The sequence below is a fragment of the Embleya sp. NPDC056575 genome, from assembly GCF_042793325.1.
GTDB lineage: Bacteria > Actinomycetota > Actinomycetes > Streptomycetales > Streptomycetaceae > Embleya.
In genome coordinates, this window is sequence record NZ_JBHTVA010000006.1 from 54,841 (window position 1) to 75,531 (window position 20,691).

At 70.7% G+C, this 20,691-nt stretch carries 15 protein-coding genes and 5 pseudogenes; 12 read left to right on the plus strand and 8 right to left on the minus strand.

The annotated features are described in order from the left end of the window. Positions 1 to 532 precede the first annotated feature (532 nt). Genes ACFRCG_RS06285 through ACFRCG_RS06295 form a run of 3 tightly spaced genes read left to right on the plus strand, consistent with a single transcriptional unit; the run spans position 533 to position 2,945 of the window. A complete protein-coding gene (locus tag ACFRCG_RS06285) occupies positions 533 to 1,468 on the plus strand; it encodes a YhjD/YihY/BrkB family envelope integrity protein (protein ID WP_380029333.1) in 936 nt (311 codons plus the stop codon). Then, positions 1,465 to 2,091, plus strand: a complete 627-nt coding sequence (locus ACFRCG_RS06290; RefSeq protein WP_380029336.1) for a potassium channel family protein — start codon at positions 1,465 to 1,467, stop codon at positions 2,089 to 2,091. Before ACFRCG_RS06285 ends, ACFRCG_RS06290 begins: the two co-directional genes overlap by 4 nt. After that, on the plus strand, positions 2,088 to 2,945 hold the full coding sequence (locus tag ACFRCG_RS06295; protein WP_380029338.1) for a hypothetical protein: 858 nt from the start codon (positions 2,088 to 2,090) through the stop codon (positions 2,943 to 2,945). The genes ACFRCG_RS06290 and ACFRCG_RS06295 overlap by 4 nt, the downstream gene beginning before the upstream one ends. A gap of 60 nt (positions 2,946 to 3,005) precedes the next feature. Here the strand turns inward: ACFRCG_RS06295 and ACFRCG_RS06300 are convergent, their stop codons facing one another. Then, a complete protein-coding gene (locus tag ACFRCG_RS06300; RefSeq protein ID WP_380029340.1) occupies positions 3,006 to 4,094 on the minus strand; it encodes an FUSC family protein in 1,089 nt (362 codons plus the stop codon). A gap of 388 nt (positions 4,095 to 4,482) precedes the next feature. Then, a pseudogene (locus tag ACFRCG_RS06305) lies at positions 4,483 to 4,592 on the minus strand (transposase); the annotation flags it as partial. A 61-nt stretch (positions 4,593 to 4,653) separates the two neighbouring features. Between ACFRCG_RS06305 and ACFRCG_RS06310 the strand changes: the two are divergent. From ACFRCG_RS06310 to ACFRCG_RS06325, 4 genes and pseudogenes are all read left to right on the plus strand, one after another. Then, positions 4,654 to 6,021: a prealbumin-like fold domain-containing protein gene (locus ACFRCG_RS06310; RefSeq protein ID WP_380029342.1), complete on the plus strand. Its 1,368-nt coding sequence runs from the start codon at positions 4,654 to 4,656 to the stop codon at positions 6,019 to 6,021. A 1,512-nt stretch (positions 6,022 to 7,533) separates the two neighbouring features. After that, positions 7,534 to 8,124, plus strand: coding sequence for a transposase (locus ACFRCG_RS06315; RefSeq protein ID WP_380029344.1), 591 nt, complete (start codon positions 7,534 to 7,536; stop codon positions 8,122 to 8,124). Between the two features lie 21 nt (positions 8,125 to 8,145). Further along, positions 8,146 to 8,469: pseudogene (locus tag ACFRCG_RS06320) on the plus strand (reverse transcriptase domain-containing protein); the annotation flags it as partial. A 56-nt stretch (positions 8,470 to 8,525) separates the two neighbouring features. After that, positions 8,526 to 9,270: pseudogene (locus ACFRCG_RS06325) on the plus strand (transposase); the annotation flags it as partial. A 130-nt stretch (positions 9,271 to 9,400) separates the two neighbouring features. Here the strand turns inward: ACFRCG_RS06325 and ACFRCG_RS06330 are convergent. After that, positions 9,401 to 9,595: pseudogene (locus tag ACFRCG_RS06330) on the minus strand (transposase); the annotation flags it as partial. A 95-nt stretch (positions 9,596 to 9,690) separates the two neighbouring features. Then, a complete protein-coding gene (locus ACFRCG_RS06335; protein WP_380029346.1) occupies positions 9,691 to 10,281 on the minus strand; it encodes a TetR/AcrR family transcriptional regulator in 591 nt (196 codons plus the stop codon). 86 nt (positions 10,282 to 10,367) lie between these two features. Here ACFRCG_RS06335 and ACFRCG_RS06340 point away from each other — a divergent pair, with 86 nt between their 5' ends. Then, a complete protein-coding gene (locus ACFRCG_RS06340; RefSeq protein WP_380029348.1) occupies positions 10,368 to 12,614 on the plus strand; it encodes a glycoside hydrolase family 3 C-terminal domain-containing protein in 2,247 nt (748 codons plus the stop codon). On the opposite strand, the gene ACFRCG_RS06345 is transcribed toward ACFRCG_RS06340, so the two are convergent. Continuing rightward, positions 12,601 to 13,530: a formylglycine-generating enzyme family protein gene (locus tag ACFRCG_RS06345; protein WP_380029350.1), complete on the minus strand. Its 930-nt coding sequence runs from the start codon at positions 13,528 to 13,530 to the stop codon at positions 12,601 to 12,603. The two genes, ACFRCG_RS06340 and ACFRCG_RS06345, sit on opposite strands and share 14 nt — an antisense overlap. A 55-nt stretch (positions 13,531 to 13,585) precedes the next feature. Here ACFRCG_RS06345 and ACFRCG_RS06350 point away from each other — a divergent pair, with 55 nt between their 5' ends. The 3 genes from ACFRCG_RS06350 (at position 13,586) to ACFRCG_RS06360 (ending at position 17,355) form a co-directional block, all read left to right on the plus strand. Next, complete coding sequence (locus tag ACFRCG_RS06350) at positions 13,586 to 14,155, plus strand: PadR family transcriptional regulator (protein ID WP_380029352.1); 570 nt, start codon at positions 13,586 to 13,588, stop codon at positions 14,153 to 14,155. After that, entirely contained in the window at positions 14,152 to 15,915 is a 1,764-nt protein-coding gene (locus tag ACFRCG_RS06355; protein WP_380029354.1) for a sulfatase-like hydrolase/transferase, read from the plus strand. The genes ACFRCG_RS06350 and ACFRCG_RS06355 overlap by 4 nt, the downstream gene beginning before the upstream one ends. A gap of 96 nt (positions 15,916 to 16,011) precedes the next feature. Beyond that, a complete protein-coding gene (locus ACFRCG_RS06360) occupies positions 16,012 to 17,355 on the plus strand; it encodes an MFS transporter (protein WP_380029356.1) in 1,344 nt (447 codons plus the stop codon). A gap of 168 nt (positions 17,356 to 17,523) precedes the next feature. On the opposite strand, the gene ACFRCG_RS06365 is transcribed toward ACFRCG_RS06360, so the two are convergent. Further along, entirely contained in the window at positions 17,524 to 18,300 is a 777-nt protein-coding gene (locus tag ACFRCG_RS06365; protein ID WP_380029358.1) for a phosphotransferase, read from the minus strand. Between the two features lie 71 nt (positions 18,301 to 18,371). On the opposite strand from ACFRCG_RS06365, the gene ACFRCG_RS06370 reads away from it, so the two are divergent. After that, entirely contained in the window at positions 18,372 to 18,602 is a 231-nt protein-coding gene (locus ACFRCG_RS06370; RefSeq protein WP_380029361.1) for a hypothetical protein, read from the plus strand. Positions 18,603 to 18,722: 120 nt separating this feature from the next. Here the strand turns inward: ACFRCG_RS06370 and ACFRCG_RS06375 are convergent. Together ACFRCG_RS06375 and ACFRCG_RS06380 are read right to left on the minus strand one after the other, a co-directional pair. Next, positions 18,723 to 19,437: pseudogene (locus ACFRCG_RS06375) on the minus strand (IS5 family transposase); the annotation flags it as partial. Between the two features lie 238 nt (positions 19,438 to 19,675). Further along, entirely contained in the window at positions 19,676 to 20,491 is an 816-nt protein-coding gene (locus ACFRCG_RS06380) for an alpha/beta fold hydrolase (protein WP_380029363.1), read from the minus strand. Positions 20,492 to 20,691: the final 200 nt, after the last annotated feature.

Here is a 20,691-nt window from a genome sequence, read left to right on the forward strand (position 1 = left end):
GGCTGCCTCGCCCGGTTCACCTCCATGGCCCGACTCTTTCAAGGGCCGGTGACCCGGGACCCGATGTCATAACCCCACCCATGCCGGGACCGCCGGCCGCGCCGGCCCGCGCCGACCCACGAACGACGAGGCCCGCTGCCGGCGGCTTGGCGGATGAGGCTGCCGATCCGTCCGCACGACGGCGCGGACTGCGAGGTGGAACACGTGCCACGTGCCACGCCTGTTGTCGTCCGCTTCCTCGTCGGTGCCCTGCCACTGCAGGCTGTCGAAGGTGGGGACATACCTGCCGGGGTCGAGGCCCAGGTGGTGGATCGTGTCCCAGATGCCGCCGTACCGCGGTCCGGAGTGCCCAGCCGCGTGGTGGACGCCCCGCGCGGGGTTCGCGGCGACAGGCGTCTGGAGTGTCCGGTCCCGGTACGCCGTGCGACGGTAGAGGGGAGACCGCGACCCCGATCCGTGCGTGTCGTTGCCATGCGCGGGGTTCCCGCTGACCGCCGTTCCGGGGTGGTCATCGCCGGAAGGATCAGTCAGCATGCGGGCGACGGACAGGCCCCCGGAAGATCCGCGCGACGGGCACGCGGAAAGGGCCCGGGACGCCGCGAACGGTGGGCGGAAACGGCGGCGCACAGCCGACCGGGCGAGCGTCCTCAGGGCCCGGCGCGCGGCCGCGTGGGGAAAGACGAAATACTCCGGGTCCTGGGCCGAGAACCTGTGGCGGCACCTGGACAGGGTGGACTTCCTCAACCAGGCAACCTTGCTGGCGGCGACGCTGCTGCTGTGCGCCGTCCCGTTCATGCTGGTCGCGACCGCGCTGGCCGGGCGGTCGGCGGTGTCGGCGCTGGCGGAGAGGCTGGGGCTGAGCGGGCAGGCGGCCGCCGATTTCGACGACCTGTTCACGTCCTCGGCAGCGACCAGTGCGGCGGTCACCGGGCTGTCGTGGGTGTTCTTCATCCTTGCCGGGATCGCCGCGGCGGCGAGCCTCCAGCGGGTGTACCAGCTGGTGTTCGACGTGCGTCCGGGGGGATGGCGGGACCGGCTGCGGGCAGGGGCCTGGCTGGTCATCGCGGCGGGCTGGTTCGCGCTCGGCACCTCGGTGGGCAAGGCGTTCCACGAGGCCGCGCCGGTCGTGTGGTGGCTGGTCAACATCCCCGGAATCATGGCCTTCTGGTGGGTGACCATGTGGCTGTTGCTGGGCGGCCGGGTTCACTGGCGCCGGCTCGTGCCGTGCGCGGTCTCCACCGGCCTGTACTGGATCGGCATGCTGGTCGTCTTCCACTTCATCTTCTCCGGCATGGTCACCGACTACGACCACAAGTACGGGCCGATCGGGGTGGTGTTCGCCCTCATGTCGTTCTTCATCGCGATCGGCGTGGTCATCCTCCTGGGTGCGGCCACCGGCATGGTGTGGCACGACCACGGCCCGTCGCTCCGGGCGGGTGTCGGGAAACTCCTGCGGCGGTCGTCGTGACGGCCGGCACGGGCGCCGGCGCGGCGGGGCATGCTGCCGCCAAGCGGCGGCCGTCCTCGCGCAGGCTTACGTGGAGCGCCGTGCGGGTGGTCGGTTCGGTCGCCGTGCTGGTGGCGGTGTACTACGTGCTGCCGCTGGACCACGTTTCCCAGCCGACCGTGGTCACCGTGCTCCTGATCGGCTTGGCGGGCTTCGTGGCACTGGTCGTGTTCCAGGTCCGTTCCATCATCCACGCCCCGCACCCGCTGCTGCGGGCCGTCGAGGCGCTGTCGACCTGCGTGCCGTTCTTCCTGCTGCTGTTCGCGGCCACCTACGTCGCGTTGGCCGCACTGTCGCCCGCCGGCTTCGGCGAGCCCCTGTCGCACAGCGACGCGCTCTACTTCACCGTCACCGTCTTCTCCACCGTGGGGTTCGGGGACATCACCGCGAAGACCGAGACGGCGCGGCTGGTGGTCACCGCGCAGATGGTCGCCGACCTGATCATCCTCAGCCTGGCTGTGAAGGTCATCGTCGAAGCGGTGCGCCGAGGCCGGCAGTCCAGGACCGACACCGGCGACAGCACGGGCCGCGGTGTCGCCGACAGCGTCGACGGGAACACGGGGGCCGACGGGGCCGAACCGTGAGCCGAGGCGACGAGGACCTGATGCGCACGCACCGCCGACACGACCACCACCACCGCCGGGGCGCCGGCGCGGCCGTGACGTTCGTCGACCATGTGGGCCCGCACGGGGTGGTGGTGCGGTGGGGGTCGCGGCGGCACCGCAAGCACCAGCGGCAGGCCACCGGGTCGACGTGGTGGGCGCCGCACGCCCGCGGCTGGTGGATCGCGGTGCTGTTCGCCGTCGGGTCGGTGCTGTTCGCGGTCGGGTCGATTCCCGCCTACTCCGACGCGGTCGGGGCGCGCTGGGACACCGTGACCTACTTCGTCGGGTCGCTGTTCTTCACCTCGGCGTCCTTCCTCGCCTACCGGGAGGCCGTCGACGCCGCCCCGCCGGCGGAGTATCCGGCGCACGGGAGCGTCCTGGTGTGGCAGCCGGGGCGGATCGACTGGTGGGCCACCGCGGTCCAACTGGTCGGCACCCTGTACTTCAACGTCAGCACCGGTGTCGCGATGAGCGCCAACCTGTCCGCCGCGACCGCCCACCAGCACGTGTGGAGGCCCGACGCGATCGGGTCGGTCTGCTTCCTCGTCTCCAGCGTCCTGGCCTGGTACGAGGCGTGCCACGGCTGGGCGGCGTGGCGGCCCGCGTCCTGGGCATGGTGGATCACCCTGGCCAACCTGGTCGGGTCGGTCGCGTTCGGGGTCGCGGCCGTCGCCGGGTACGTGGACCCGGTCACCGGCCGGGTCCACAACGCGGCCGGGGCCAACGCGACGACCCTGATCGGCGCCGTGTGCTTCCTCGCCGGCGCCGTGCTGCTGCTCCCGGAACGCACCGAGGAGACACGTGCCGCACGGACGGAGCCGACGCGCTGGTGACGTGGGCCCGGCGGCCGCGCGCCACCACGGTGCCGGCGGGCCGCAGCCCCGAGGACCCGGTCACCCGCCCGCGCCGGTCGACGCCGACGGCCGCGGACGGGCGGCGCCCGCCCGGCGCTTTGCCGCCATCGTTGCCAGGTACGTCACCAGCACCGCGATCCCGACGCCCACGAACGTGAATCCCACACGCCGGGCCTCCTCCGCGAGGCCGGCCGGGTGCGGCATGCCCTCCGCGATCAGCACCGTCGCCGCGACCGCCGCGACGTACCAGGTGTAGCTCACGGCGCGGACCGCGCCCGCGAGCCCGCCCACGATCACGACAACCACGCCGAGCGCGATCTTGTTGTCAACGGCCAACAGGAACACCGACGCCACCACCGCGCCGATCACCGCGCCGGTCAGGCGCTGTAGCGCGGTCACGGTCGACTGCCGCAGGCTCGGCTTCATCGCGATGAGCGCGGCGACCGGCATCCAGTCGGCGTTGGGGAGGCTGAACCCGAACGCGATCGCCACGGCTGCGGCCACCGCGACGGCGCGGATCACGCAGTACAGGACGACCTGCCGGGACAGCGGCACGGGTGTCGTGTCGCCGGGCAGCAGTTCCGCGCCGGTCTGCTTCCGGTCGGAGCGGCCGGTCGCCGGCCACATGACGCCGATCCACCCGATCATCATCGCCGAGCCGACCGCCCAGGCCAGGGCCTGCGGCCAGGCGCCGGTGTGCACGTGGTCGGCGGCGTAGCCGTCGGGCAGCGCCACCGCGATGAGGAACCAGACGTTGAGCAGAAGCGCGGCGGTGAACCGGTGCTTGCCGTACTTCACCGCGAGACCGGCGACCAGCGTGACCGCGAACGCTCCCAGCATCACCCACCCCCACGCCTGAGCGCCGAGCCAGTAGCCGAACGCGGTGAGCAGCGTGCCCGCGCCGGTGACGACGGCCAGCCGCGGTGCCCGGTAGCCGTAACGCCCGCCGGGGTCGCACAGGCCGGTGAACAGCGCACCGAGCGCGACGCCGACGAAGTACTTCTCCTTGCCGAGCGCACCCAGGACGATCAACGGGAGCAGCATCACCAGCAGGACGGAGACGCCCCGGCGCAGGTTGAAACCCTGCCGGTCGATCGCGAACACGTCCGCCAGGCGGATCTCGGCCATCACAGAACACCTCCGCACGGCTCGATGACCGGCTCGGGCTCCCCGGGACCCCGGCGTGCGCCGCCCTCCGGCGGACGGAGCCCTCTGTGCGAGCGTCTCCCGCGCCGCGCCCGCGCGCGACTTTTCCCGCGCGGCCCGGCGGTGCCGCGGACGGGGCGGGGCCACTTCTCGTGAACATTGCGCGTGCGAGCTCGTCACGACCGATCCCAGGACTGGCGAACAGCCGTCTCGCTTCTCGCGAGGCTGTACCCGATGTGCCCCACCCCTACGAACCCGACCTCATAGCGGGGCGGGATTCGGGGAGTCGGTGGTGGGGAGGTTGGTGAAGTGGTGTGCGCGGCCTCGACGTCCGCGACCGGGGTTGCCCGTTACCAGTCCATGAGGGCCCGGGCCCGTACCGCGCCGGAACGTCCCGCCACAGGGGGCACCGGTCCGCAACCGCCACAACACCCCGTCGATCACCTGCCGACGATCACGCCACGGCCGACCACGACCATCGTTCGGCTGCTTGGCCGATCCCCACCGAGCGCCGCTCGCCCCCGCGTCTGATTCTTCCCATATGAGACGTTATCTTTCATTCGCGGGCGTGGTGCTGGCCGCCGGGCTGTCGACGTCGGCCGTGTTCCCGGCCGCCTCTCCGGCGGCCGCCGCCCCCACTGCGCGGCAGGCTCCGCAGACCTTCACCTTCACCGGGGCACCCGAACAGGTCACGGTCCCCGACAACGTGTGCACGGTGACCGTGGACGCGTTCGGGGCCGCCGGAGGCGACGGCCAGTACGGCGTGGCGGGCGGCCGGGGGGCGGAGGTGTCGGCGTCGTTCGGCGTGACGCCCGGAGAGGTCCTCACGGTGAACGTGGGCGGCGCCGGGCACTCCGGGGACGACAGCGACCCGGCACGTGCCCAGGGCGGCTACAACGGGGGCGGCCTGGGCGGCGCCTACATCGCGAACGGCCAGATTTCCGGTATCGCCGCGGGCGGCGGCGGGGGCCGGACCACGGTCGGCAACGGTATGACACCCCTGATCGTGGCGGGTGGCGGCGGAGGAGGCGGCGCGTCGTTCTTCGCCACCGCCATCGGCGGCGGGAACGCCGGCAAGGCGGGCGAGCCGGGTCAGGGGCTCCCCGGGGACGACGAGGGCAGGCCCGGCAGGCCCGGCGGCGAGGGCGGGCAGGGCGGCGTCAACGCACCCCACACCGACCCCAACGGCGAGAACGGCAGCCCGGCCGTCGGACCGGTCGGAGGCGCGGGCGGGAACAGCATCCTCGACCCCCACGGCGGCGCGGGCGGCGGCGGAGGTGCGGGAGCCACCGGAGGCGGCGGCGGGGCCGCGTCCCCCACCTCCTCCAACAGCGGCGCGGGCGGCGGCGGAGGCTCCAGCAGCGGCCCCGCGAGCGCCGTGTTCACCACCGGAGCCCGTCAGGGCAACGGCGAGGTCACCCTCACCTGGGTGCCCTGCGTCGGCGTCACCGGTAACGTGACGGTCCTCAAGCGGGATGCCGACACCCAAGCCTCGCTCTCGGGTGCCACCTTCCAACTCTGGGAGGAGACCAACGACATCCCCGGACTCCAGACCACCGGCACCGACCCCGACACCGCCATCGGCGAGCCCTGCGTCACCGGCACGGACGGCACCTGCACCCGCAACGTCCCCGTCGGCACCTACTACTGGGAAGAGACCCGCGCCCCGGACGGCTACCTCCTGCCCGACGACCGCGTCTTCGGCCCGCTCGTCCTGACCACCGCCAACGCCGCCACCGGCGTCGACGTCACCGTCGACGACACCGCGAAACCGACCGAGCCGAAACCGACCTGCCACGACCACCCCGACGACACCACGAAGCCGACCGAGCCGAAACCGCCGTGCCACGACCACCCCGACGACCACGGCACACCCGAACCTTCCACCCATGGCGGCTGCAACTGCTGACCGCGACCCACACATCCACGCGCGGAGCGCGAGGCAGCGGCAAGGCACCGCGCGCCCTCACGCTCCGCGAACCCAACCCACCATCGCAACCTCGTCGACGGCCGTCGGCCCGACTCGCACATCCTTGCGCCGTCCCCACACGATCGAGGCGTACCGTCCCGGTTCGTGACACAGGCCCAACGCGTGTCCCAGCCCGCGAGCCGTACCAACCCTGGGGTGGCCAAGAACGGAAGCCGCATCGCCGAAAACCCCTCGAACTCCCAGGCGGCCCGCCGTCCTACTCCCGGCCCGAGCCCGGGAGTAGCGGCACATCGGGACGGCGTGTCGCCCCCGGGACGACCCCGGCCAAGCCCGCCGCCTCACCGGCGGCCCCATCTCCTGCCGCAGTTCGAGGACCCCGGCGGCCGAGGCACCCGACGCGGACGGCCCACGCCAACTCGACCCGCTCACGCTCGTCGATTTCGCGCCCGCCGAACCCGCCGATGTCGACCGGGAGGACCACGGTGCTCGTCGACCTCGGCGCCCCGATGTTGTTCCCCACCACCGATTCGGACAGGTAGACCGCCCCTGACCTGCGGTGGGTTTCCATTGCCACCGTCGAGCCCCCAGCACGCCGCCGTGCGTCACTGCCACGCCTCGAGGTGGAAGCGCACACCGGTGGGCGGCGACCCGAACCGGAGAGGACAACATCATGGCCGAGCGCGGCGACCCGGTACTGATCACCCACATCGGTGGCGAGCTGGTCGAACTCCCGGGGAGCTTGGGAGGGATCAGAGCCGGGCTTCCCGATGACGCTGCGCGCGCCGCGTTCGACGCGGAGATCGACGCGGCGCCGCTCGCACGTGGCGATAGTTGCCGCCCGATGGGGTCTGCCGCAGCAGCCCGGTGTGGTTCCGAGGGTGGTGTTTGGTGGTGTGGGTCGGGGTGTTGCAGGTTGGTTGAGAATGCCCGGGTGTGTTGCACATAGCCCCGCGTGTCTGAAGGCCCGGGCCGTGTTTGTGCTGGTCGCCGGCTTTTGCCCTGGTCGCAGGGGCGGGGTGGCGGTCTACCGTCCGGGTGTGCGTGGCCGGGTGATCCGCGGGTGATGGTGTGTTTCGGCGAGGTGGTCGATGCGGATCCGATCGAGGCTGGTTGTGGTGATGCGTTCGGTGCCGTCCACGATGGCGGTGATCGCGGCCTGGCGTACGAGGCGGGCGGGGTTGCTCGTCGGGACCCTCGCCGCCGGGAGCACGCGTGTCAGATTCCGAGTCTTCCCTTGACCCCTCCGGGGCGTCCGCTCTTTCACTCGTGTGTCGGGAGTGGACCATGGTGCGGCAGCGGCCTTCGTTGACGCCGGAGTTGTAGGGGGTGGTGTGGTGATCCCCTGGACCACCGCGTCCCGGTCCCCGCGCGGTGCTGTCGCGGGAACGCCGCCATGGCGACAAACCGTGACCCCCCGGGCTGACCCCCATCGCCATCCTGGCAAACGAGTTTCCGTGAAAGGACGAGGTCATCCATCTGCGGTCTGCGGGCGTGGACCTGGGCAAGCGCCTCCTCCTGGCCTGCGCGCGGACCCCGAATCCGGCGCGGACCGGGACCTGGAGTCTGGAGACGGAGAGGTTCGGCACCACCCGGGCCGAGTTGCGGCGCCTGCTGGCGTGGCTCGTCGAACGTCGGGTCGAGGTGGTGGTCATGGAGGTCACGTCCGACTACTGGCGCGGGCTGTACTACCTGCTGCAACCGCACCTGAACCTGATGCTGGTCAACCCCGCCCACCTCAAGGGCATTCGCCGCCGCAAGACCGACCCGAGCGACGCGCCGTTCCTGGCCTGGGCCGGTGCGTCCGGGATGGTGACGGTCCCGCGCATCTCCGCCCGTCGGGGCGGGAAACGCGCCCTGGTCGCCGTCATGCACAAGATCGCGATTGCGATCTGGCACGTCCTGAACGACCACACCCCTGTACCGCGAACTCGGCGCCGACTACCTTGCCCGCCGCAACCCCGAACGTGCCATGCGCCGCATGACCAAGGAAGCCAACCGCCTCGGCCTCACCATCCGCTTCGATCCCATCGCAACCGCCCGACTTGCACGGGGACTTCACCATTTTCGTGTCAGAGCCCATAGATTCGTACGCCGACACGGGGGGTGCGGGCCGCGCTGAAGCTGGTCCTGGAGCCCGTCTTCGAGGGGGACTTCCGTCCATGCTCGAACGGGTTCCGGCCCAACCGGCGCGCACACGACGCGATCGCCGAGATCCACCTGTTCGGCTCCCAGGGGTACCGCTGGGTGCCGGACGCGGACGTCGAGGCGTGCTTCGACCGCATCGACCACGCGGCCCTGATGGACCGCGTCCGAGCGCGGGTGAAGAGCAAGCGGGTGCCGGCGCTGGTGAAGGCGTTCCTCAAAGCCGGGAGCATGACCGAGCTCGGCGAACGGAACGAGACCACCTCCGGAACACCGCAAGGAGGCATCCTGTCAGCGCTGTTGGCCAACGTTGCGCTGTCTGTGCTCGACGACTTCGCCGCCGAGCAGTGCGCAGGGTCCGGGCCACAGGCGCCGCGGCCGGGGCCCGGCTCAAGCAGATATCGCGCACCCTGCGACGCCGCACCGGGCAGGAGTTCGGCGGAATCGACCGGCTCACCGGCGAGATCGCCGCCACCGCCCGCGCCGCGCTCAAGCAGGCCACGGACGTGGAGCGCAACGCCCGACGCGCCTTGCCCGCCCGGGTTTCGGGGCGACTTCGGCGCCTGGCCGACGAACTCGCCGCGATCACGGCCGCCGTTCGGCGGCTGCTCGCGCAGACCGCCCAGCGGCTCGCCGGCAACCGGATCCCCGAACCGGACGGTCTCCCCGGCGGACCCCGGCGCCCATCCGATCCGAAAGGGCAAACCGCGGTACCCCACCCAATTCGGCCACACCGCCTTGATCACCGAGGGCGAACACGGCTTCGTCGTCGACCACCGCGTCGACCTCGGGAACCCGCCCGAAACCGTCGTCGCCGACCGCGGCCGGCACCGCCGCCAGCGACCGCGCGCCGTCGGCCTGCAACGCACCGGACCCCCCGGAAAGGCCCGACGCGAACACGAACGAACCCGCTCCTTCCGCCGGATGCGGAACCGGAGAGTCGGTATCGAAGCACGGACCAGCCACCTCAAGCGCACCTTCGGGTGGCGTCGAACCCGCCTCCGCGGCCTCGCGGGCGCGCAGACCTGGGCTGGACTCAGGGTCTTCGCTTACAACCTCCAGCGGATGACCGTCCGGGGTCGGTGACCACAGCCACCCACGGGAGAGGGCAGCACAGCCACACCGCATCACGACCCTCACCTGGGCGAACCCTTTTTCAGGGGCAAGTAGCCAGAACGCCCACTCATTCCCTTGACCGCCCTCGCTGGGAGGCGCTCCGACGCCAACATGTCATCCCCGGCCCGAAACCCAGCTCCCGCGGCAGGAACTCCCACTGGATCCCGGTGTGCAGGGTGAACGAAGTCCGGCACAGAGCCCGGCGATTCGGCACGCGAGGCCGACTCGGCACTGCCTTCGACGCCGGCTCGGGCAGCAACGGCTCGATCAGGGACCATAGTTCGTCCGAAACCACCTACGGACGCGACTCACCTCTGCGCACATCACGCACAAGCTCGGCGGCCCCGGTTGCGGTGGCCCGGATCCGCAAGCCGAGGGCCGGAGCCGCCCTCAGGCGGGAGGTGCCGCCGTGAGTGACCGCCAGACGCGGCGGACGTGGTCCGCCATGTCCACCGTCGGGTCGCTCAGCCACTGCAACTGGATACCGTCGGTCGCGGCAACCAGGGCCGAGGCGGTGAAGTGCGGGTCGATGTCGGGGCCCATGCGGCCGGCCTGGCGTTCGGCTTCGATGTGCTCGGCGATCGTGGCGCGGAGCAGGGCGTAGCGTTCCTCGAGGTAGGCGTGCGCCGGGTGCGCGGGGTCGGTCGCGGCGGCGACCAGGGTGACGTACAGGCGTACCCGGGCGGCGTTGGCGGCGTTCGCCGTCAGGGCCAGGGCCAGGAACTCGCCGGGGTCTCGTATCGTCTCCGGGTCGTGGAAGCGGGCCTCGGCGGCCTGGTCGCTCGCGCGAAGCACCTCGGTCAGCAGGAGGTCTTTGGATGTGAAGTAGTGCATCAGGCCGGTCAGGCTGATGCCGCTTTCCCGGGCGACGGTGCGCAGTGTGGTGGCGCGTTCCCCCTCGCGGCCGAAGATCTCCAGGGTCGTCCGGAGGATCTCCTCCCGCTTGGCGACGCCCTTCGGGTATGAGGTTTTGGCTTTCACGCGATCATCCTAGACTCTTGCCTCAAGAAACAGTACACCGTACTGTTTCGTCGCGTTCGCAGGATGCCGTCGACCAGGAAGCAGTCATGACCGACACGACAGAGATGGTGGCCGGGCTCAGCCTCGCCGAGAAGGCCGCGCTGGCCACCGGCGCGGACTCATGGCAGACCCTCGCGTTTGCCGACCACGGGATTCCCGCGTTCCGGATGTCGGACGGCCCGCACGGCCTGCGCCTGCAGGTCGCGGTGGAGGGCAGCGACCACCTGGGCCTCAACGACAGCGCGCCGGCCACGTGCTTTCCTCCAGCCGTCACGCTGGCGAGCTCATGGGACACCGGCCTCGCGGAAAAGGTCGGCGCCGCGCTGGCCCGGGAGTGTCTCGCGCACGGTGTGCATGTGCTGCTCGGTCCGGGAGTCAACATCAAGCGCAGTCCGCTCTGCGGGCGCAACTTCGAGTACTTCTCCGAGGACCCGCTGCTCAGCGGCATGCTCGGCGTGGCATGGATCAACGGCCTGCAGGCGCTGGGCGTCGGCGCTTCGGTGAAGCACTTCGCCGCGAACAACCAGGAGACCGAGCGGATGTCGGTCAGCGCGGACATCGACGTCCGCGCCCTGCGCGAGATCTATCTTCCGGCCTTCCGGCGGGTGGTGACCCAGGCGAAGCCCTGGACGGTCATGTGTTCCTACAACCGGCTCAACGGCCTCCACGCGTCGGAGCATCCATGGCTGCTGACGGACGTCCTGCGCGACGAGTGGGGTTATGAGGGCCTGGTCGTCTCCGACTGGGGCGCGGTGGTGGACCGGGCACTGGTCGCCGGGCTCGACCTGGAGATGCCGGACTCGTCCGGCGTCGGTCCGGCCCGGGTGGTGGAGGCCGTCGACTCCGGCGAGCTGAGCGAAGCGGCGCTGGACCGCAGCACGGAGCGCATCGTCGCACTCGCCCGTAGGGCGGCGGAGAACACGCGACCCGACGCCATGTACGACCAGGACGAGCACCACGCGCTCGCGCGCGAGGTCGCCGTTCGCGGTGCCGTGCTGCTGAAGAACGACAACGGCCTGCTGCCGCTGCGCGCCACGGCCGATCAGCACATCGCGGTGATAGGAGAGTTCGCTCGTACGCCGCGCTATCAGGGCGAGGGAAGCTCGCTGGTGGTGCCGACCCGGCTGGACGACGCGCTGACGGCGATCTCCGCCGCCGCGCCCTCGGCGCGCGTGACCTTCGCGCCCGGATTCCCCGTCGACGCGCCGGGCGTCGACCCCGTTGCGCTGCGCGAGGAGGCCGTCGGCGTAGCGGCTTCGGCGGACGTGGTGGTGCTCTTCCTCGGCCTGCCCCCGAGCTACGAGTCGGAGGGCTTCGACCGCGATCACCTGGAACTCCCGACGGATCAGCTGGAGTTGGTCGAGTCGGTCACGGCGGCGAACCCCAACACCGTCGTGGTCCTCGCCAACGGCGGCGTGGTGCGGCTGTCCGGCTGGATCGGCGGCGTACCGGCGGTTCTCGAGGGGTGGCTGGGCGGCCAGGCCGGCGGATCGGCGACCGCCGACCTGCTGTTCGGCCGGGCGAATCCGTCGGGCCGCCTGGCGGAGAGCGTGCCGCTGAGGCTCGCCGACACTCCGGCCCATCTTTCCTGGCCCGGCGAGAACGGGCATGTCGCGTACACCGAGGGTCAGTTCGTCGGGTATCGCTACTACGACGCGCGGCAGATGGAGGTCTCATTCCCCTTCGGCCACGGCCTCTCCTACACGACCTTCGACTACGCCGATCTGCGTGTGACTTCGCGGGAGGACGGCATCGACGTCGCCGTCACCGTCACGAACACCGGTGACCGGGAGGGCCATGAGGTGGTCCAGGTCTACGTCGCCGCGCCCGGCGACAAGGTCCGCCGTCCCGTCCGGGAGCTGAAGGGCTTCGCGACCGTGTTGCTCTCCCCGGGTGAGAGCCGGGACGTCGGTGTACGTATCACCCGGGCGGACCTCGCCTTCTTCGACGTGCCGGCGGATGCCTGGCTCGTCGAGAGCGGCGACCACCGGATCGACGTGGGGGCCTCCAGCCGCGACATCAGGCTGAGCGCGACCGTCGGGATCGCGGGCGACACGCTTGCCGAAGCGCCGGACGCCGAGTCGACGGTCGCGGACTGGCTCGCCCACCCGAAGGGCGGCCCGGCGCTGGAGGCCCTGCTGGCGCGGGTCAAGCGGACCATGGGCGACGCCTACCCCAGGGAGGAGAGCGCACGCTTCCGCATGGTCACCAACATGCGGCTCAGCAGGCTCGTCGCGCTTCCGTTCGTTCCGCTCGGCCCCGACGACGTCGAGGGGTTGCTCACGTCGCTGTGACGGTCCTGAAGCCGCAGTTGCCGCTGCTCGAGGCGGGTGTGTTCGCCGAGCGGGCGGCGACGCGGTAGCGGTGGCAATAGCTGTGGTGACACAGGTACGAGCCGCCGCGCATGACCCGGCGGTCGCCGGTCTCCGGTCCTTGGGGATCGGTGACCGGTGACCGGGCGTAGTAGTCGGCGGCGAAGCGGTCCGCGCACCACTCCCAGACGTTTCCGGCGACCTCGTGGAGGCCGAACCCGTTCGGCGGATAACTGCGGACCGGCGCGGTGGCCAGCCAGCCGTCCGCGCCGGTGTTCGCGTACGGGAACCGCCCCTGCCAGATGTTGCACAGCCACGTTCCGCCGGGCGTCAGTTCGTCGCCCCACGCGAACCGGCGGCCGGGCAGGCCGCCCCGGGCGGCGTACTCCCACTCGGCCTCGGTCGGCAGCCGGCGGCCCGCCCACGCGCAGTAGGCCACCGCGTCGTCCCAGGACACGTGGACCACGGGATGGTCGTTCTCGGCTGCGGACAGCGGGCCGTGCGGGTGGCGCCAGTCGGCGCCGCGGACGTCCAGCCACCACGGCACTTCCGGATCGGCGCCGAGGACGTCGGAGCGCGCGGCGGCGACCGCGAGGTGGAAGACCGCCGAGTGGCCGTCGCGTTCCGCGACCGTCACGTACGCCGTGTCGTCGACGAAGGTCCGGAACATGGTCACGGTCACCGTCGTGACGTCGATGCCGAACGGTTTGATCCGCACGGTGTGGACCGGTTGTTCACCGTCCGCCGGATAGCCCTCGCCGAAGGCATCACCCATCCGGAACTCGCCTCCGAGGAGGAGGACTTGTTCGTGCCGGGGCGGCACCGCGGCCGGTTCCGGAAGCGACGCGGACGACTGCACCGGTGCGACCGGCACACAACAACTCATTGACGTCTTCATAGCTTGAGTATATGAATCTGCACATAGGTGAAAACACACATAGGAGGTCGAGAGCGTGAAGTTCGAGTACGTCCTGCTCGGCCTGCTGACCCGACGGCCCTACAGCGGCTACGACCTGCGCAAGTGGCTGGAGACCGAGGGCCGGTTCGTGTGGCCCCGGGCGCACCACAGCCAGATCTACCGCAAGCTCGTGCAGATGGAGACCGACGGCTGGGTGCGGCACCAGGTGGACCCGCGGGAGGGTCGCCCGGACGCCAAGCTCTACCGGCTGACCCCGGAGGGGCTCGCCGTGCTCCTGGAATGGGTGCGGTCGCCCTACGAGCCGCCGAGCCGGTTCCAGGAGAGCGACTTCACCGCACGGTTCAGTATCACGGCGCCGCTGGACAAGACCGCGGCGGTGCGGCTCGTGGAGACCGAACTCGCTTTTCGGCGCGAGCAGATCGCGCTGAGGAGAAACCGTGACCGCACCCTGCGCTATGAGGATCCGGCACCCGGTCTGGACCAGGAGCTCGACCTGCAGATCCACAACGCCCTGCACGAACTGGGCGCGGCCGCCATGGACCACTGGGTCGCCTGGCTCTCGCTGACCCTGGACCGTCTGACCGAAGGGAAGCCCGTCCGATGAGGGCCGTCATGGTGATGTTCGACAGCCTCAACCGGCACATGCTGCCGCCGTACGGAGGCGACTGGACACACGCGCCGAACTTCGCCCGGCTGGCGGAGAAGGCGGTGACCTTCGACAACGCCTACGCCGGGTCGATGCCGTGCATGCCGGCCCGGCGCGAGATCCACACCGGGCGGCACAACTTCCTGCACCGCGGCTGGGGTCCGCTGGAACCGTTCGACGACTCGATGCCCGAACTGCTGAAGCAGAACGGCGTCTACACCCACCTGGTCAGCGACCACCCGCACTACTGGGAGGACGGCGGCGCAACCTACCACGGGCGATACAACACCTGGGAGTTCTTTCGCGGCCAGGAGGGCGACGCGTGGAAGGGGCAGGTGGCCGACCCGGACATCCCCGAGGACCTGAAGAAGATGCGCTTCGGCGGCTACCGCCAGGACTGGGTGAACCGCCCCCACATGGCCACCGAGGACCGCCATCCGCAGACCCTGACGTTCGACGCGGGCCTGGAGTTCGTCCGCACCAACCACGCCTCCGACCGGTGGTTCGTGCAGATCGAGACGTTCGACCCGCACGAGCCGTTCTTCAGTCCCCAGCGGTACAAGAACCTCTACCCGCACGAGTACGACGGTCCGCACTTCGACTGGCCCGACTACAAGCGGGTGGTCGAGACACCGGCCCAAGTCGAGCACGGGCGGTTCGAGTACGCGGCCCTCCTGTCCATGTGCGACCGATCCCTGGGCCGGGTCCTTGACACCATGGACGAACTCGGCATGTGGGACGACACGATGCTGATCGTCAACACCGACCACGGCCTGCTGCTCGGCGAGAAGGGCTGGTGGGGCAAGAGCGTTCAGCCCTGGTACAACGAACTCGTCCACCTCCCGCTGTTCGCGTGGGACCCCCGCCACGCCACCGCCGGCGAACGGCGGGCGGCCCTGGTGCAGACCGTGGACCTGGCGCCGACGCTCCTGGAGTTCTTCGGCGTCGACCGGCCCGGCGACATGCAGGGCGCGCCGCTCCCGGTCGCCGCCGAGGCCGAGGGCCGAGAGGCCGGGCTGTTCGGCATCCACGGCGGACATGTCAACGTCACCGACGGCCGCTACGTCTACATGCGCGCGTCGATCACCGCGGAGAACACCCCCCTGTTCGAGCACACCCTGATGCCGACGCACATGAAAGGCCGCTTTTCCCCCGTCGAGCTCGCGGACCTCGAACTGGCCGAGCCCTTCGACTTCACCAAGGGCGTGCGCACCCTGCGGATCCCGGGCCGCGTCCTGATCGGCTCGCACCACCACGGCACGCTCCTGTTCGACCTGGAGACCGACCCCGAGCAGGCGGTGCCGCTGATCGACGACGAGGCCGAACTGCGCATGGCCTCGTTGCTGGTGGACCTCATGAAGGCCAACGACGCGCCACCGAGCCAGTACGAACGACTCGGGCTCCCCGCCGACGGACCGGTGACCGACAAGCATCTGCTCGTGCGGGCGCAGCGCGACCGGGCACTTGCCGCATCCCAGCCGTTGCCGGTGCCCGAGGACTATACGCGGGGCCGTTTCGGGCTGCGGACCCCGCTGCGCACGCTGCTCGCCGATCCGGTGGCAGTCGAGGTGCTGCGCCAAAACCTTCCCGGCGTCGTGGACTCCGAATTGCTGCAGATGTTCGGTTCCGCGTCGCTGATCGACGTGGCCGCGATGGCGGGTCCGCTGTTCCCGGCCGCGAGCCTGCGGGCGGTCGCCGAGGCGCTCGCCCTGCTCTGAGGTCTTTTGGCCGCCGGTGACGGGGTTGCCTCCCCGTCACCGGCGTTCGCCCCCTCCCACCCCGCAGACCCACCCGCAGAGAAAAGAGACGGCTCGATGCTGGAGCTTAGCCAGGGCACCGCCGTGCCCGAATCCGAGGTCCCGGTCAAGGGGCGCCGGCGGCAGCTGTCCCTGCTGGGCGGCACCATGCTTGTCGACAGTACCGAGGCGAGCCTGGTCAACAGTCTGTTCCCGTTGATCCGGGAGTCGCTCGGGGCGTCGCTGGGCGGGCTGGGCGTGTTGACCGCGGCCGGAAAGATCGCGGGCGCGTTCAGCGGGCCGTTCTGGGTGTGGGCCGCGCAGCGCTGGTCACGCAAGACCGTGCTCGTCATGGCCACCGGCTTCTGGGGGATCTGGGGTGTCGCGGCGGGCTTCTCGCAGAACTTCACCCAGCTGCTGATCTTCTACACGGTCCTGGCGGCCGGCTACGCGGCGGCGGGTCCCATCGTCACCGAGGTGATCGGCGACCTGTTCGGCGGCTCGACTCGCGGCCGCGCGGTCGGGGTGACGTTCGGGGCGATCGCCTTGGCGGGTGCGCTGATCGGGCCGCTGAAGGGTCAACTGGCGGGCGTCGACGACGGCTGGCGCTGGGGTCTGTGGGGTCTGGGCGCGTTCAACGTCCTGCTCGGGCTCGCGCTGCTGCTGTGGTTCCGCGACCCGGGGCGCGGCGCGTCGGAGGAACAGTTCGCCGGGCTCGACACGGCCACCCGCAACGCGCACTCCCGGTTGACCTGGGCCAAGGCGCGTTCGCTGCTGCGGATCCGCAGCTTCGTCATCCTGCTGGTCTCCCGGCTGCTGTCCGGGCACCTGCTCGTGGGCACGTTCGGCGTGGTGTTTCTGGTGGACGTGTACGGCTTCACCACGGAGACGGCCTCGGTCATGCTGCTGCCCTTCGGCGTCGGCTACTTCCTGGGGACGCTCCTGGGCGGTTTCGCCGCCGACCGGGTCAACCGGATCAGCCCGCGGTACGGCTTGGTCGCGTTGCTCCAAGCCGCGCAGATCGTGTTCGCGGTCCTCGCCTACTTCGGAACGCAGTTCGACCACGGCAGCATCGCCGTCTTCGGCGTCTTCTTCGCGTTGATGGGCGCTGCCCAGGGCGTCAACCCGAGCGTGAACCGGCCGATGGTCATGGCCATCACACCACCCGAACTGCGCGGAGCGGCGTTCGCCGTCTACCTCTCGGTGTTCGAGGCGGTGGCGTGGGCGGGATTCAGCCTCGCCGCCGGGTTCCTCGGCGACACGATAGGCCTGCGTGTGGTGTTCCTGTGGGCCTTGGTCATCCTCATGCTGGTCAACGGCACGTTCCTGACGCTGCTCTACCGGACGTACGCCACAGACGTGGCTTGGGTCCAGACCGAACTGGGCGCACGCCGCGAAGCAGCCCTCGGCCGCCCCGCCTGACTGTCGGCCACATGGGGATCAAGGGGACCGCGGGATCAGGTCTTGTCCTCCCGACAGGGTCGCGAAGACCCGCTGAACCGACGGAATATCGGGTCGGCGGGGAGCCGGATGTCGTTCTCGCAACGGTTGGCTTCCGTGGAACCAGGGCTCGGGGGCATCCGTGACCCGTCATCGCTCGCCGGTAGCCTCCAGGATCGCGCGGAGACGCGACAGGCATTCGGCGGCGAAGAGGGGGTAGCTGTTCCAGTAGTACGGCAACCCGCCGACTCCGACGGCGATGGCCCACGCCCGAGCACGCAGCTTTCCCTTCTGCACCAATAGGTTGGTGGGTTTGAGGTCTCCATGAAGCCACACGTGGCGGCCGGATGACTCGGGCAAGGCGAGCGCGCTTTGCCACAGGTGTCGTAGGTGCTCGATGTCGATGTCGAGGCCCTGGAGAGTTCGGCAGTCGTCGAAGCACCGACCGATCCACCGGGCACAGGCAGGCAGGTCACCTCCGCGACACCAACTGAGTTCGCCTTGGCGACCGGCTCCCATGAGGGGGACAGTACGCAGGCTCCGCACGAGCGTGGCCAGGTCGGCCCCGAAGCCGCGCCAGTCGGTGACCGATCCCGGGCCGGCTTCATCACCATCGATCCGGCGATACACCGACCAGGCGAGCGGGAACGCGGAACTCGGTGTGCCGCAGTGCACCGCCACCGGGATGGGACAGGGAAGATGTGATGCCAGCCGCCGCAAGCAAGTCTGCTCCTTCCGTACGGCCTTCGCATTGTCCGGGGTGCGCGGCAGCCGCACGAGCAGTCGGTCGCCCAGCCGGTACATCGTGTTGTCGGTGCCCGAACCGGCCGGAGAGACGGGAAGGTCGGCCCATTCCGATCGCTGCTCCCGTATCAGCGACCGGACGAGCGCCTCATCCACATGGATCTCGTTTTCATGAAGTGTCATGGTGAGAGCCTTCTGCCTGGGCTCCGCCGCCGCCGCTGATTTCCCCGAGGTGGCCACGTTCGGAACACGACATGACCGTGCTCGGCGACACCGTCCGCGAGCGGATCGCCGAGAAGTCCGAGAGCAAGCCCGCGCCGCACGCCGGGAAGCGGAAGCCGAAGCGGCGCGCCTTTGCGAAGCCGCCAAGAGCGCACACGACGAAGCCGAATGCCAGTCGCGCCTCCTGCTCGAAAGCAACTACGCCGATCGCCGACCTGGGCCCGCAGCAAGGAACCGGCCCGACACGTCCAACTACGGCTTGAGGCCGGCCTGTTGATCTTCGGCCTGGCGGGCAGACGGGTGCGGGGAGAAGCCGTCGCGGGTCACGGGCAGCCCCACGGGCGGTGGCCACTTGCGCGGGTGGCCGGGGTTGGGGTCAAGGGTTATGTTTCGCGGAGCCACAGGATCAGCGAGGCCAGGACGACGCCGGCCATGTAGCGGGCGGCGAGTTTGTCGAAGCGCGTGGCGATCGCCCGGAACTGCTTCAGGCGGGCGAAACACCGCTCCACGACGTTGCGTTCGCGATACGTCCGCCGGTCGAACGCCGGCGGACGCTCGCCCTCACGTCCCCGTCGTCGGCGGTCTTCGCGTTGGTCGGCGTGTTCGGGGATCACCACCCGCACGCCCGCGTTCCGCGGACGTGCGCGTATCGCGCGCGTATCGCGCGCGAGGAGTACGCCCGGTCGGAGATCAGCCGGGTGGGTCGCACCCGCGGCCGACCCGGACCGAGCCGCGGCACGCGGATCCCGGCGAGCACCGCGTCCAACGCCGGCGCGTCCCCGGCCTGGCCCGGGGCGACGACGATCGACAGCGGCAACCCCCGCGCGTCCACCGCGAGATGCAGCTTGGTGGTCAACCCGCCCCGCGAGCGGCCGAGACCCTCGCGGCCCGCAGGCGTCGGGCCCGGCGCCGCACGCCCCACGCCGCCCGGTTCGTCCCCGTCCGCAACCCCTTTTTCCGCGGCCCGGCCGCGTGTCGGTGGGCCCGGACGACCGTCGAATCCACCGACACGGACCACTCGACCCGGCCGACCGTGTCGTCCCGCACCCGCACATGCCCCAACAACGAGGCCCACGTCCCGTCGGCCTCCGCTTCGGCATCCGGGCTCGCCTGCGGTGATCGCGCGAATACGGTCGGCGGCCGGGTCTGTTCTCCGGCGTCGGCCCGGCTCCTGTGGCGGCAAAGCGGGCCGACGTCCCTGCACGCTCTCACCGGACCGTGCCCCGACCTGGGCCCACCGCGACGTGTCGGCGAATGTGTGCGTTACGACGGCCCGGCCATGGATCGGGCGGCCTCGAAAAAGGAGCGAGGGACTGCGGTATGTGCCGCCTCGGCGTCAGGTGCCGTGCGGGTCGGGGAGGAAGAAGGCCGTGAGTGCCGGGGCGATCGTGGTGGGGGAGTTCTCCGGGCCGAAGTGGTCGAGCTTGGGATACACGACCAGTTCGGAGACGGGCAGGACGTCCTTGAGGCGGACGGTGGTGCGGCCGGCGCCGGTGTTCTTGACGCCCTTGCCGGCCATCAGCAGCGTGGGCGTGCTGATTGCGGCGTACTTGGCGTAATCGCCGTCACGGCGCGAGGATTCCCGGTGCTCGCGGATCGTGCCGCGCAGCAGGGCGTACTTCCGTAGCCGTTCCGGCTTCTTGATGGCGAGCGGGATGATCAGGCGCAGCAGCCACCGCGGGGCCTTGCCGCTGCTCTCGGGGTTGATGCCCTGGACGAACGCGAGGAACGCCTCGGCGGGGTTGCCCGCGTCGAGGTGGCGGAGGCACTCGTCGGCCCAGCCGAACGGCACCGAGCCGTCGATGCAGACGCCCGGCTCGTACAGCGCCATCCGCTCGAACGCCGAGCCGGCCAGCGCGGCTTCCAGGGTGACAAACGCGCCGAAGCTCTGCGCTACGACGAACCGGGCGCCGGTCGCCGCGCGCACGGCCTCGATGTCCGCGGCCTCCGCGTCCGCGCCGTAGGCGTCGCCTTGCGGCCCGCTGGTGCCGCGTCCGCGTCGCTCCACCGTGTGTACCGTGAACCGCTCGGCGAGCGCGACCGCCAGAGCGTCGTAGTCGGCGGCGACGGCCAGCGCGCCGGGCACGATCAACAGCGCCGGGCCCGTGCCCACGGTGCGGTACCCGATGACGGTGCCGTCCGCGGAACACACGGACCCCACGGATACCTTCCGCACCAAATCCGTAGCCGCCATCGTGTCTCCTCCGTCGAACCGATTCTTGTTCCAGCCGCAGGGAAAACCTAGACCGGCCGGGCACCGTTTCCTCCGGACACCTCCCGCCACAAATGGAAGCCGAAGCGTCAACCGATCCGATGGGTCCGTTGGCGGCGGCAGACGCCGGTGCCGAGTGC

Bases quoted from the DNA above. Each gene is read 5' to 3' on its own strand.
- ACFRCG_RS06285 (WP_380029333.1), top strand. From the start codon at position 533: ATGCGGGCGACGGACAGGCCCCCGGAAGATCCGCGCGACGGGCACGCG.
- ACFRCG_RS06300 (WP_380029340.1), bottom strand. From the start codon at position 4,094: ATGGCCGAGATCCGCCTGGCGGACGTGTTCGCGATCGACCGGCAGGGT.
- ACFRCG_RS06310 (WP_380029342.1), top strand. From the start codon at position 4,654: ATGAGACGTTATCTTTCATTCGCGGGCGTGGTGCTGGCCGCCGGGCTG.
- ACFRCG_RS06340 (WP_380029348.1), top strand. From the start codon at position 10,368: ATGACCGACACGACAGAGATGGTGGCCGGGCTCAGCCTCGCCGAGAAG.
- ACFRCG_RS06345 (WP_380029350.1), bottom strand. From the start codon at position 13,530: ATGAAGACGTCAATGAGTTGTTGTGTGCCGGTCGCACCGGTGCAGTCG.
- ACFRCG_RS06355 (WP_380029354.1), top strand. From the start codon at position 14,152: ATGAGGGCCGTCATGGTGATGTTCGACAGCCTCAACCGGCACATGCTG.
- ACFRCG_RS06360 (WP_380029356.1), top strand. From the start codon at position 16,012: ATGCTGGAGCTTAGCCAGGGCACCGCCGTGCCCGAATCCGAGGTCCCG.
- ACFRCG_RS06365 (WP_380029358.1), bottom strand. From the start codon at position 18,300: ATGACACTTCATGAAAACGAGATCCATGTGGATGAGGCGCTCGTCCGG.
- ACFRCG_RS06370 (WP_380029361.1), top strand. From the start codon at position 18,372: ATGACCGTGCTCGGCGACACCGTCCGCGAGCGGATCGCCGAGAAGTCC.